Origin of the sequence: Streptomyces sp. NPDC058307, from assembly GCF_042880295.1 — a bacterium.
Classification (GTDB): Bacteria; Actinomycetota; Actinomycetes; order Streptomycetales; family Streptomycetaceae; genus Streptomyces.
Window position 1 is genome coordinate 1 of sequence record NZ_JBHVYZ010000061.1, and the last position, 12,511, is coordinate 12,511.

The window sequence follows — 12,511 nt, forward strand, 5'->3', positions numbered from 1 at the left end:
CCTTCCGGGCGGAAACGTCCGGAATACTGAGACCTGACTACGGTCTCGGCAACGGTACGTCCCCTGGGCTCACCGCCGCTCTGACGCGCGCCGGCATGGCCGCCCTGCGCGCAAAGGCGCCGGGCGGGCGGGAGCGGTGGGAGCGGACGAACTACGCCGGGCGCACGGTCGAGTTGTACGCCGGGCCCGCGAGTGCGCTGGCCGTTTCGGTCGGGGCTTGGCGCGTTCGGCCCGCCGCCGGTGTGGCTGTCGCCGTCGCCGGGCTCTGTGGGGCCTACGACGACCTCGCCGGGGACCACCGGCGGGGGTTCCGGGCGCATCTGGGTGCGCTGCGGCACGGTGAGGTGACCAGCGGGGCCGTCAAGTTGTTCGGGATTTCGACGGCGGGGCTGGTCGCGGGCGCGCTGATGAAGGAGCGGCTCGTCGACAAGGCGCTCGCGGGTGTGGTCATCGCCGGGGCCGCGCATTTCGTCAACCTGGTGGATGTAAGGCCCGGTCGGGCGGCCGGCGCGGTGGTTGCGCTCGGGGTGCCGGGGATGGTGCGGTCGGAGTTGGCCGCGGTGGCCGTGGGTGCGGCGGTTGCTGTGTTGCCGGATGACGTCTCCGAGCGCGTGATGATCGGGGACGCGGGGGCGCATGCGTTGGGGGCGGCCTTGGGAGCGGCTGTCGTCGCCGGGAACGGGAGAGTGGGGCTTCTTGTGCACGCGGCCGCAGTTGTCGCCGCGGCTGTCCGTGGGGATCAGGTGAGTCGTGTGTCGGCTGCGGGCCGGTGGGGCCTCTCGCGCAGTTCCCCGCGCCCCTGAAGGCAGCTTGGGTACCGCTCCGTCACTCGTGTGAGTGACCCCGACTCGCCGCACACACCCGTCCCCTTCTCCGCATGCACGGAACACCCGTACGTCCTGGCATCCTTGGCAGAGAACCCATCACGCGTAGGAAGCGCGCGGTACACCCCTCCGCTCGACACCTTCTGTACGTTTCCTCGTGACCGCCCGACCCGAACCAGGAGCCCCGGCCACGTGACCCCCGTGAGCAGCCACTCACCGCACGGCCAGTCGCCGCTGCGCACCGTGCAGGTGCTGGGCGGAGGCAACGCCGGCAGCAGCGCACATGTGCGCTCCCTGACCTCGGGGCTCGTCGCACGGGGCGTGCGGGTCACGGTGTGCGCCCCCGTCGAGGCGGACCGCGCCTACGACTTCACCGGGGCCGGCGCCGACCACGTGCACGTGCCGCGCAGCAGCGATCCGACCTCCGTGGCCGTGCTGCGGGCGGCCTGCGCGGACGCCGATCTGGTGCACGCGCACGGACTGCACGCCTCGTTCCGCGCGGTGCTGGCGCTCAGCGGGCGCCGGACCCCGCTCGTCGTCACCTGGCACGACCGGGCGTACGCCGAGGGAGCGCGGGCCCACTTCGTGCGCCTGTTGGAACGCCGGGTCGTCAAGGCCGCTTCCGTGGTGCTCGGCTCCACCTCGGTACTCGTGGACCGGGCCCGCAGGACCGGCGCCCGGGACGCGCGGCTCGCCGCCGTCGCCCTGCCCGGGCCGCGCGGAGCCGTCGAGCAGGAGGACCCCGACCGACTGCGGCCCAAGGTGCGCGCCGAACTCGGGGCCATCGGCCGTCCGTTGCTGCTGGCGGTCGGCGCCCTGGAGCGGCACAAGGGCTACGAGACCCTGCTGGACGCCACACGCGCGTGGCGCCTCCTCGACCCCGTGCCGCTCGTCGTCGTCGCGGGCGAGGGGCCGCTGCGGCCGGTCCTGCAGAGCCGTATCGAGGAGGAAGGGCTGCCGGTGCGGCTGATCGGACGGCGCGACGACCTCTCCGACCTGCTCTCCGCCGCCGATCTCGCGCTCCTGCCCAGCCGTTGGGAGGTGCGCTCGGTGCTCGCCCAGGAAGCTTTCCACGCACGGGTGCCGCTCGTCGCGACCGAGGTCGGCGGCATCCCCGAACTCGTCGGCGACGCGGCAGAACTCGTCCCGTACGGCGACCCGGAGGCCCTCGCCGAGGCCGTCCTGCGGCTGCTCGGCGATCCCGAGCGGCGGGAGCTGCTGAGGGAGCGGGGGGCCCGGCAGGCGGCCACCTGGCCCACGGAGGACGAGACCGTCGCGCAAGTGCTGAGTGTCTACGACGAACTGACCCAGCCCAGGCCCCTCATCTAGGGCACGTGCCTGCGCGCCCGCAGCGCCAGGCTCAACGCCAGTACCGTCTGCGGGTCGTCGAGGTCCGTGCCCAGCAACTCGCCGATGCGGGCGAGGCGGTTGTAGAGGGTCTGCCGGTTGAGATGGAGTTCGCGGGCCGTCTCCGCCTTGCGGCCCGCGTGGGCCAGATAGGTCTGAAGGGTCGGCAGCAGCGGCGGCTTGGAGCGGTTGTCGTGGGCGCGCAGCGGTCCGATGGCGCGGTCCACGAAGGCCGCGAGGTCCGGGTGGTCGCGCAGCCGCCACAGGAGCAGGTCGATGTCGAGGCGGCGGGCGTCGTACCAGGGGCGGTCCGACAGGCCCTGCGCCGCCGTCGCCGTCTCGGCCGCGTGACGCAGGCCCGCCGAGGCCGCCGCCCAGCTGCCGGCGACCCCGACGACCACGACCGGCGGCTGGACGCCCGGCCGTTGCATCCCGGCCCGCTCCACGCCCGCCCGCAGCGCCGCCGCGACCCGGTCCGCGACCGCCGACCGCTCCGACTCCGAGCGCAGACCGAGCAGGACGAGCACACGGCCTTCGACGGGCCGTACGCCCAGCAGGGCCGGCACGCCGACCGAGGCCAGCTCCTCGGAGACCGCCCGGGCCAGGACCGCCCAGCCACCGCCGGGAGCGAGAGCGTCGCCGAGCCGCATCACGACCGGCAGCAGGGGGCCGGTGCCCGGCCTGAAGCCCAGCACGCGCGCCTGTGCCGGCGCGTCCTCCGGGGTGATACGGCCCTCGGCGAGGTCGGTGAGGAAGTCGCCCCGGCCGCGTGCCGCGAGCTCCTCCTCCTGGCGGGCCTGCATCAGGACGACGGCCAGGATGCCCGCCGCGCGCTCGGCCGCCATGCGGTGCACCGGGGCCAGCGGGGCCCGTACCGGAAGCAGGACCAGCCGCGCCCGTACCGACCCCGTGCCGGGTCCGCCCCCGGGCACGTCCACGAGGGCCGAGCCGGACGGCGGAGTGTCCTTGTGCTGGCCCCGCAGTCCCTCCCACACCTGGAGCGGGTCGGCGCCCTCGGGACCTTCCCCGGCGGCGTACAGGAGCTGCCCGTCCGTCGTCTCCAGGAAGACCGGGTTGCCGCTGAAGTCGGCCAGGATGCCGAGGACCTGCGGGATTCCGCCGCCGCCCAGCAGGGCCTCGGTGCAGCGGCGGTGCACCTCCTCGGCCCGCTGGAGCAGCGCGTAGTGGCCGTTGACGATCTCGGTGTGGATCTCCTCGGTGACGGCCACGAACGGCACCTCGCGGTGCAGCTGGACGAGCGGCAGGCCGCTCGCGCGGGCCGTGTCGACGAGGGCCGCGGGCAGCCGGGTGAAGCGGGGGCCGAGCTCGACGACCAGGGCCGCGATCCCGCGCTCGGCCAGGGTGCGCACGAACGCGCGCTGTTCGGCCGGACGGGTGCCTAGCCCGTAACCGGTGGTCAGCAGCAGCTCCCCGCCCTTCAGCAGCGAGGCGATGTTCGGCACCTCGCCCGCGTGCACCCAGCGCACGGTCCGCTGCAGCCGGTCCGCGCCCGCGAGGATCTCCGGGAGCCCGCTGCGCAGACCGGGCAGCTCCAGCGCGCGCCGCACGGTGATCCCGGCGCCCTGGGTGTCGAAACCGCTGTTCGTGCCGCTGTCCATGAGCCGGACGCTACCCGAGGCGTGCCCGGTACCGCGGCGGGGTAGCGGCCGGTGCGTGGACTTCAGCGTGGTGGCTGTGGCACGGGAGGACGACAGTGCGGTCGAGGAGCCGGTACGGGTGGCGGTGGCCGCCGACCGGCTCGGGTACGGGGAGGTGGGGGCGGGGGAGGGCCCGACCCGGGACTCCTTCGTCCTCGCCACCGCGATCGGGCAGGCCACCGAGCGGGTCGCGCTGACCGGGCCGGTGCCGATGCCGATGAACGTGCGTGACGCGTACACCACGGCCCGCGGTGCCGGGTTCGGGGAGGCGGTGCGGCTCGCCGTGGGCGGGGCGGATCGGGAGACGCCGGTGCGGGCCCTGGCCGAGCGGGCGCGGGCACCGTCGGGCTGGTGGACGACCTGGACGTCGTACGGGCGCGGACGGACGCCTACAGGGAGACCGGGCTCGACGAGATCGCTCTCCTGCCGGCCACGGCCGGGGACCCGGGCGGCGAACGCACGCTGACGGCGCTCAGGCCGGCCTGACGTTCCTGGCTCCGGAAGGGGGCGCGCCCCCTTCCGGGCAGGTGCTGCTCAGCCCCCGTACGCCCCCGACGCCGTCAGACGCAGGGCCGTGTCGATCAGCGGGACGTGGCTGAAGGCCTGCGGGAAGTTGCCGACCTGGCGCTTGAGGCGCGGGTCCCACTCCTCGGCGAGCAGCCCGAGGTCGTTGCGGAGCGAGAGGAGCTTTTCGAAGAGCTTCCTCGCCTCGTCCACGCGGCCGATCATCGCGAGGTCGTCCGCCATCCAGAACGAGCAGGCCAGGAACGCCCCCTCGTCGCCCGGGAGGCCGTCGAGGTTCTCCTCGCCGCCGGAGGTCGGGTAACGCAGGATGAAGCCGTCCGAGGTCGAGAGCTCCCGCTGGATCGCCTCGATGGTGCCGATCACGCGCTTGTCGTCCGGGGGCAGGAAGCCCATCTGCGGGATCAGCAGCAGGGAGGCGTCCAGCTCCTTGGAGCCGTAGGACTGCGTGAAGGTGTTGCGCTCCTTGTCGTAGCCCTTCTCGCACACGTCCCGGTGGATGTCGTCGCGCAGCTCGCGCCACTTCTCCAGCGGGCCGTCCGCGTCACCGGACTCGATGAGCTTGATGGTGCGGTCGACGGCGACCCAGGCCATCACCTTGGAGTGCACGAAGTGCCGGCGCGGCCCGCGCACCTCCCAGATGCCCTCGTCCGGCTCGTCCCAGTGGTCCTCGAGGTAGCGGATCAGCTTGAGCTGGAGCAGGGAGGCGTAGTCGTTGCGGGACAGGCCCGTCATGTGGGCCAGATGCAGGGCCTCGGTGACCTCGCCGTACACGTCGAGCTGGAGCTGGTGGGCCGCGCCGTTGCCGACCCGCACCGGCCCGGAGTTCTCGTATCCCGGCAGCCAGTCCAGCTCGGCCTCGCCCAGCTCCCGTTCGCCCGCGATGCCGTACATGATCTGCAGGTTCTCCGGGTCGCCGGCGACGGCCCGCAGCAGCCACTCGCGCCAGGCACGGGCCTCCTCGCGGTAGCCGGTGCGCAGCAGCGAGGACAGGGTGATGGCCGCGTCGCGCAGCCAGGTGTAGCGGTAGTCCCAGTTGCGGACGCCGCCGATGTCCTCGGGCAGGGAGGTCGTCGGCGCGGCCACGATGCCGCCGGTGGGGGCGTACGTCAGCGCCTTGAGGGTGATCAGCGAGCGGACGACGGCCTCGCGGTAGGGGCCGTGGTACGTACAGTGCTCGACCCACTCGCGCCAGAAGTCCTCGGTGGCCTCCAGCGACTGCTCCGGTTCCGGCAGTGGCGGCGGCTGCTTGTGCGAGGGCTCCCAGGAGATGGTGAACGCGATCCGGTCACCCGGGGCGACCGTGAAGTCCGAGTACGTCGTCAGCGCCTTGCCGTACGTCTCGCAGTCGGTGTCGAACCACACCGAGTCGGGGCCCGCCACGGCGACCGTGCGCCCCTCGTGCTTGTGGACCCACGGGACGACACGGCCGTAGGAGAACCGCATGCGCAGGGCCGAGCGCATGGGCACGCGGCCCGAGATGCCCTCCACGATCCGGATGAGCTGCGGGGCGCCGTCACGCGGGGGCATGAAATCGGTCACTCTGACCGTGCCGCGTGAGGTGTCCCACTCCGATTCCAGGATCAGGGAGTCGCCGCGGTAGGTGCGCCGGGCGGCGGTGGGGGGCTCGGCGTCGGCCGCGTGGGCGGGGCCCAGGCGCCAGAAGCCGTGTTCCTCTGTGCCCAGCAGGCCGGCGAAGATGGCATGCGAGTCGAAGCGGGGCAGGCACAGCCAGTCCACCGTGCCGTCCCGGCAGACCAGGGCTGCGGTCTGCATGTCTCCGATGAGTGCGTAGTCTTCGATGCGCCCGGCCACGTGCAACTCCAGTCGAACGGCCACGTCGCCCCCGGTAGGAAAGGGGGCTGTCGCTTGGTGCGGTCAAGGGGGTGGTTGTACTGCGTCGTTGAGCGGTGAAGCAAAACAGGCCTGCCGCTGTGAGGCAAAACGACAACTGCTGCTCAACGAACTGACGAGCTCTCGTTGTTCCGGCGCTCACGGGTGGGGTGGTCCCGAGTTTTCGGCCGGGCTCGGCAGTGAGTGTCCGAGCAGGATACGACGCACGTAGATGATCTGTGTGCCGCTCCGGACAACGCGGGTGGGCCGAACGGGTGAGCAACGGGTGAGAAACAGGCGTGTTCGTGCGGGTCCGTGTCGGCGTGTGTGCGGAGCGTGGCCGGAAGCCATCTCCCCGAGGCGCTGATACCCTGGTAGCCCGTGGACCGGTGGGCGTCTGACCCCCGAACCGCACCTCCAGATCGCGACCACGGGAGCCCCCTCTTGGCCATGACCGCTGCTTTTCGAAACAGCACAGCCACGACGACCAAGCACATCTTCGTCACTGGGGGTGTCGCCTCCTCGCTCGGCAAGGGCCTGACGGCCTCCAGCCTCGGCATGCTGCTCAAGGCGCGGGGCCTGCGCGTCGTGATGCAGAAGCTCGACCCGTACCTCAACGTCGACCCCGGCACGATGAACCCCTTCCAGCACGGTGAGGTGTTCGTCACCAACGACGGCGCCGAGACCGACCTGGACATCGGCCACTACGAGCGCTTCCTCGACCGGGACCTCGACGGCTCCGCCAACGTCACCACCGGCCAGGTGTACAACACGGTGATCGCCAAGGAGCGGCGCGGTGAGTACCTGGGCGACACCGTGCAGGTCATCCCGCACATCACCAACGAGATCAAGCACCGCATCCGCCGCATGGCGACGGACGAGGTCGACGTCGTGATCACCGAGGTCGGTGGCACGGTCGGCGACATCGAGTCGCTGCCGTTCCTGGAGACGGTCCGCCAGGTCCGTCACGAGGTGGGCCGGGACAACGTGTTCGTGGTGCACATCTCGCTCCTGCCGTACATCGGCCCCTCGGGGGAGCTGAAGACGAAGCCGACCCAGCACTCGGTTGCGGCTCTCCGGAACATCGGTATCCAGCCGGACGCCATCGTGCTGCGGTCCGACCGCGAGGTGCCGACCGCGATCAAGCGCAAGATCTCGCTGATGTGCGACGTCGACGAAGCCGCCGTGGTCGCCTGCCCCGACGCCCGCTCGATCTACGACATCCCGAAGACCGTGCACAGCGAGGGTCTGGACGCCTATGTCGTCCGCAAGCTGGACCTGCCGTTCCGGGACGTGGACTGGACGACCTGGGACGACCTGCTCGACCGCGTCCACAACCCCGACCACGAGATCACCCTCGCCCTGGTCGGCAAGTACATCGACCTGCCCGACGCCTATCTCTCGGTCACCGAGGCGCTGCGCGCCGGCGGTTTCGCCAACAAGGCCCGCGTCAAGATCAAGTGGGTCACCTCCGACGACTGCAAGACCCCGGCCGGCGCGGCGGCACAGCTCGCCGACGTGGACGGCATCTGCATCCCGGGCGGCTTCGGCGACCGCGGTGTGCTCGGCAAGGTCGGCGCGATCAAGTACGCCCGCGAGAACAGGATCCCGCTGCTGGGCCTGTGCCTGGGCCTGCAGTGCATCGTGATCGAGGCCGCGCGCAACCTCGCCGACATCCCGGACGCCAACTCCACCGAGTTCGACTCGGCCACCGGCCACCCGGTGATCTCCACCATGGCCGAGCAGCTCGACATCGTCGCCGGTGACGGCGACATGGGCGGCACCATGCGGCTCGGCATGTACCCGGCCAAGCTTGCCGAGGGCTCCATCGTCCGTGAGGTGTACGACGGCAAGGAGTACGTCGAGGAGCGGCACCGGCACCGTTACGAGGTGAACAACGCCTACCGCGCCGAGCTCGAGAAGAAGGCGGGCATCCTGTTCTCCGGCACCTCGCCGGACGGCAAGCTCGTCGAGTACGTCGAGTACCCGCGCGAGGTCCACCCGTATCTGGTGGCCACGCAGGCCCACCCCGAGCTGCGCTCGCGTCCGACCAGGCCGCACCCGCTGTTCGCCGGGCTCGTGAAGGCCGCGGTCGAGCGGCAGAGTTCCAAGTAGCACGACAGTTGTACGGTGGCCGGGGCACACGCATTCAAAGGCGAGTGCCCCGGCTTCTTTTGTGCACGTGGGGAAGGACAGGCAATGACGATCAAGGACGCCCCGGAGGAGTGGGAGATCCGGGCGACGAAGACCCCCTTCGTGGGCAACAAGACCTCCGTCCGCACGGACGAGGTGGTCATGCCCGACGGATCGGTGGCCGGTCGCGACTACCAGGTCCACCCGGGTTCCGTGGCCGTCCTCGCCCTCGACGAGGAGGACCGGGTCCTGCTCATCCGGCAGTACCGGCACCCCGTACGCCAGAAGCTGTGGGAGATCCCGGCGGGGCTCCTCGACGTGCCCGGTGAGAATCCGCTGCACGCGGCCCAGCGGGAGCTGTACGAGGAGGCGCACGTCAAGGCGGAGGACTGGCGGGTGCTGACGGACGTCTACACCTCGCCGGGAGGCTGTGACGAGGCGATCCGGATCTTCCTGGCCCGGGGGCTGTCCGAGGCCGACGGCGAGCGCTTCGAGGTCGAGCACGAGGAGATCGACCTGGAGTACGCGCGCGTGCCGGTCGCCGAGCTGGTCCAAGGGGTGCTGGCGGGCGAGCTGCACAACAACTGCCTAGTCGTGGGCGTGCTGTCGCTGGTCGCCGCGCGAGCCTCCGGAGGGTTGGACGGGTTGCGGTCGGCCGAGGCGGAGTGGCCTGCGCGGCCGTTCGAGGCGTGAGCCCGGACTTCGTGATCGTATGAACCGTTGATCCGATCGGGGGACTCTGTGGGCCCCGCCGCCGCGCTCTGCCGGGACCGTTGCACAGCGTGAACTAGGCTCTGAAAAGCCCGAACCGGGGTCACCGGCGGGCTTTGCGCGTGCGGTGGGACGGGAGTGTGGCCCGTGACGGATCAGGCGGTGGACCCAGGCGGCGTACGGCTGTCCGGCGGGGGCCAATTCCTGGGGCGGACGCGGGAGTTGAAAGAGCTGCGCGCCGACATCGAGCGGGCGGGACTCGACACGCTCTCCGGCAGGAAGGCACCCCGCGCGCGCGTGCTGCTCATCGCGGGGCGGCCCGGATCCGGCCGTACCGCACTCGCCGAGGAACTCGTCCGGTCGGTCGCAGACCGTTACGGACACGGGGTGCTCCGCGCCCGGCTGAGCGAGCCCGACGGCACCCCCGTACCGGTCGCAAACGCCGCCCGGGAACTGCTCACCGCGCTCGACGTACAGGCACCCGCCGGAGCCGCCGAGGACGACCTCACGGCAGTGCTGCGCGAGGCTCTCGCCGACCGTCGCGCGCTGGTGCTGCTGGACGACGCGGTGGCCCCGGAACAAGTGGACGCCCTGCTTCCGGACACGCCGGAGTGCCTGGTCGTGGCCGTGTCGGGAGGTCCGCTGACCGGGATCGCGGACGTCCGTCCGTGCACGCTCGGCGGGCTCGACACCAAGTCCGCGCTGGATCTGCTGTCCCGGCACACCGGGTCGGTCCGCATCACGGTGGACCCGCGTGCCGCCGAGGGGCTCGTCGAGGAGTGCCAGGGCCACCCCGCCGCGCTGATGCTGGCCGGGGGCTGGCTCGCCGCCCGTCCCAAGGCGGCCGTCGCCGATCTGGCCAAGCAGCTGCACACGGACAGTGATGAAGGGAGCCCCCTCAGCCGGGTCTTCAAGCTCGTCTACACGTCCCTGCCCGACGCGGCCGCCCGGACCCTGCGGCTGCTCTCCCTCGCACCGGCCGGCCTCCTCGACCCGCACACCGCCTCCGCGCTCGTCGGCTGCTCGGTGGCCGGCGCCCGCTCCACCCTGGACGACTTCGTCGCGCTCGGACTGCTGCACGCCGTGGACTCACCGCTGCCGCAGTACGAGGTACCCGGCTGCCTGTACCCCCTGCTCAAGGCCCTCGCCGACACCAGGGACCGCCCGGCCGAGCTCCAGCTGGCCCGCGCCCGCATGCTGGAGCGGACCGTGCGGCTGCTCCAGTCCTCCCGCGTGATCACCGAGACCGACAGCCCCGACGCCCGTGAGAAGCTCCAGGGCATGCCGCCCTCGGTGCGCTTCCCGAACCCCAGGGCGGCCGAGGACTGGCTGCGTGTCCGCCGGCCGGCCCTGCTCGCCGCGGCCCGCCTCGCGGTCGCCGACGGGGAGCTGGACACCCTGGCCCGGCGTCTTATGTCGCAGCTCGTGCGGGCGATGGTGGCCCACTTCGGCATGAAGGCCGCGGCCCCCGACCTCTACGGCATCCACGGCCTCGTCCTCGACGTGGCCGAGCGGCGCGCTCTGCCCCGGGAAAAGGCCGCCGCCCTGCTGAACCTCGCCGACCTGGACGCCCAGACCGGCCGCACCCGGGAGGCGCTGGCGCGCTATCGGGCAGCCCTGGACGCCGGACGGGAGGCGAACGACCCGTATGCGACCGGCCGCGCGATGGAATCCGTAGGCGGCGCGCATCTGGAGCTCGGGGACTACGACCGGGCCGCCGACTGGTTCGGCCGGGCCCTGGCCCAGCGGCAGGCCCGGGACGAGCGCGCGGAGGCCGCCCGGCTGTACGGCCGTATCGCCGCCGCGCACACCTACGCGGGCCGCTACGGCGAGGCGGCCAGGAACTGGCGGGCCGCGCTCGCCGGGCACCGCAAGAACGGCGATGTCGCCGCCCACGCACGCGCGTTGAGCGAACTCGCCCGGGTCCAGGAGTACGCCGGACACCCCGATGAGTCGCTGCGCACCTGCCAGGAGGCCGTGGAGTGGGCGCGGCGTGCCGAGGACGTCCGGCTGCAGGCCGCGCTCCAGCTGCGGCTCGCGGACACCCTGGACCGCCTCGGCGATCCCGCCGCCGCCCAGCTGCACCGCGGCGCCGCGGAACGTCTGCTGGGTGAGGAACTTTCCCAGGGGGAACCCGGCTCTCAGCAGGCCGAGGAACCGAAACAAGACGCTGACGCCTGCGAAATCCGTAGTACATCCGCAGAAGATTGATGCAATGGAAGGCTAGACAGCGGGAACACCTTCATTAGACTGGCTCTGCCGCACCTTCTCCTGCGGTCTCCTGGTGTGCTCATGCATGCCCGGGTATGTGTTGAATTGCCCCACACACTCTGAGCCAAGGACCGTGATCCACGTGAAGGTCGGCATCCCCCGCGAGGTCAAGAACAACGAGTTCCGGGTGGCCATCACCCCCGCCGGTGTGCACGAGCTGGTACGCCACGGCCACCAGGTGGTCATCGAGCGCGGCGCCGGCGTCGGCTCCTCCATCCCCGACGAGGAGTACGTCGCCGAGGGTGCCCGGATCCTGGACACCGCCGACGAGGTGTGGGCCACCGCCGACCTGCTGCTGAAGGTCAAGGAGCCCGTCGCCGAGGAGTACCACCGCCTGCGCAAGGACCAGACGCTCTTCACCTACCTGCACCTGGCCGCCTCCAAGGCGTGCACCGACGCGCTCATCGAGTCCGGCACCACCGCGATCGCCTACGAGACGGTCGAGCTGCCCTCCCGCGCGCTCCCTCTGCTCGCCCCGATGTCCGAGGTGGCGGGCCGGCTGGCCCCGCAGGTCGGCGCCTACCACCTGATGCGCTCGGTCGGCGGCCGCGGTGTCCTGCCCGGCGGTGTCCCCGGCACCCAGCCCGCGCGGGCCGTCGTCATCGGCGGCGGTGTCTCCGGCTGGAACGCCACGCAGATCGCCGTCGGCATGGGCTTCCACGTCACGCTGCTCGACCGCGACATCAACAAGCTGCGCGAGGCCGACAAGGTCTTCGGCACCAAGGTCCGGGCGATCATGTCCAACGCCTTCGAGCTGGAGAAGGCCGTCCTGGACGCCGACCTCGTCATCGGCGCGGTGCTCATCCCGGGTGCCAAGGCCCCGAAGCTGGTCACCAACGAGCTCGTGGCGCGGATGAAGCCCGGAAGTGTCCTTGTCGACATCGCGATCGACCAGGGTGGCTGCTTCGAGGACTCGCGTCCCACCACCCACGCCGAGCCGACCTTCCAGGTCCACGACTCGGTCTTCTACTGCGTCGCCAACATGCCCGGCGCGGTTCCCAACACCTCCACCTACGCGCTCACCAACGCCACGCTGCCCTACATCGTCGAACTCGCCGACCGGGGTTGGGTGGAGGCGCTGCGCCGCGATCCCGCGCTCGCCAAGGGGCTCAACACCCATGACGGCAAGGTCGTTTACCGGGAGGTCGCGGAGGCCCACGGCCTGGAGCACGCGGAGCTCGAGACACTGCTCGGCTGAGCCTGTGACCTGCT

9 protein-coding genes are annotated in these 12,511 nt (G+C 71.7%); 7 read left to right on the top strand and 2 right to left on the bottom strand.

All coding sequences use genetic code 11. From position 1 onward, the window contains the following. Window positions 1–95: 95 nt before the first annotated feature. Together ACFVYN_RS32515 and ACFVYN_RS32520 are read left to right on the top strand one after the other, a co-directional pair. Complete coding sequence (locus ACFVYN_RS32515; protein WP_390005248.1) at window positions 96–803, top strand: hypothetical protein; 708 nt, start codon at window positions 96–98, stop codon at window positions 801–803. Between the two features lie 213 nt (window positions 804–1,016). After that, window positions 1,017–2,153, top strand: a complete 1,137-nt coding sequence (locus tag ACFVYN_RS32520; protein WP_390005146.1) for a glycosyltransferase family 4 protein — start codon at window positions 1,017–1,019, stop codon at window positions 2,151–2,153. Here the strand turns inward: ACFVYN_RS32520 and ACFVYN_RS32525 are convergent. Beyond that, on the bottom strand, window positions 2,150–3,790 hold the full coding sequence (locus tag ACFVYN_RS32525; protein ID WP_390005148.1) for a PucR family transcriptional regulator: 1,641 nt from the start codon (window positions 3,788–3,790) through the stop codon (window positions 2,150–2,152). The two genes, ACFVYN_RS32520 and ACFVYN_RS32525, sit on opposite strands and share 4 nt — an antisense overlap. A gap of 55 nt (window positions 3,791–3,845) precedes the next feature. On the opposite strand from ACFVYN_RS32525, the gene ACFVYN_RS32530 reads away from it, so the two are divergent. Beyond that, window positions 3,846–4,295, top strand: a complete 450-nt coding sequence (locus ACFVYN_RS32530) for a hypothetical protein (RefSeq protein ID WP_390005151.1) — start codon at window positions 3,846–3,848, stop codon at window positions 4,293–4,295. 68 nt (window positions 4,296–4,363) lie between these two features. Here ACFVYN_RS32530 and ACFVYN_RS32535 read toward each other — a convergent pair whose 3' ends face one another. Then, window positions 4,364–6,166, bottom strand: a complete 1,803-nt coding sequence (locus ACFVYN_RS32535) for a glycoside hydrolase family 15 protein (RefSeq protein WP_390005251.1) — start codon at window positions 6,164–6,166, stop codon at window positions 4,364–4,366. Window positions 6,167–6,634: 468 nt separating this feature from the next. Here ACFVYN_RS32535 and ACFVYN_RS32540 point away from each other — a divergent pair, with 468 nt between their 5' ends. The 4 genes from ACFVYN_RS32540 (at window position 6,635) to ald (ending at window position 12,497) form a co-directional block, all read left to right on the top strand. Further along, complete coding sequence (locus ACFVYN_RS32540) at window positions 6,635–8,299, top strand: CTP synthase (protein ID WP_390005154.1); 1,665 nt, start codon at window positions 6,635–6,637, stop codon at window positions 8,297–8,299. An 84-nt stretch (window positions 8,300–8,383) separates the two neighbouring features. Continuing rightward, window positions 8,384–9,010, top strand: coding sequence for an NUDIX domain-containing protein (locus ACFVYN_RS32545; protein WP_390005155.1), 627 nt, complete (start codon window positions 8,384–8,386; stop codon window positions 9,008–9,010). Window positions 9,011–9,175: 165 nt separating this feature from the next. Next, window positions 9,176–11,239, top strand: coding sequence for a tetratricopeptide repeat protein (locus tag ACFVYN_RS32550; protein ID WP_390005158.1), 2,064 nt, complete (start codon window positions 9,176–9,178; stop codon window positions 11,237–11,239). A 142-nt stretch (window positions 11,240–11,381) separates the two neighbouring features. Next, window positions 11,382–12,497 (top strand): alanine dehydrogenase, encoded by a 1,116-nt coding sequence (ald, locus tag ACFVYN_RS32555; RefSeq protein ID WP_390005160.1) that lies wholly within the window; start codon window positions 11,382–11,384, stop codon window positions 12,495–12,497. Window positions 12,498–12,511 lie beyond the last annotated feature (14 nt).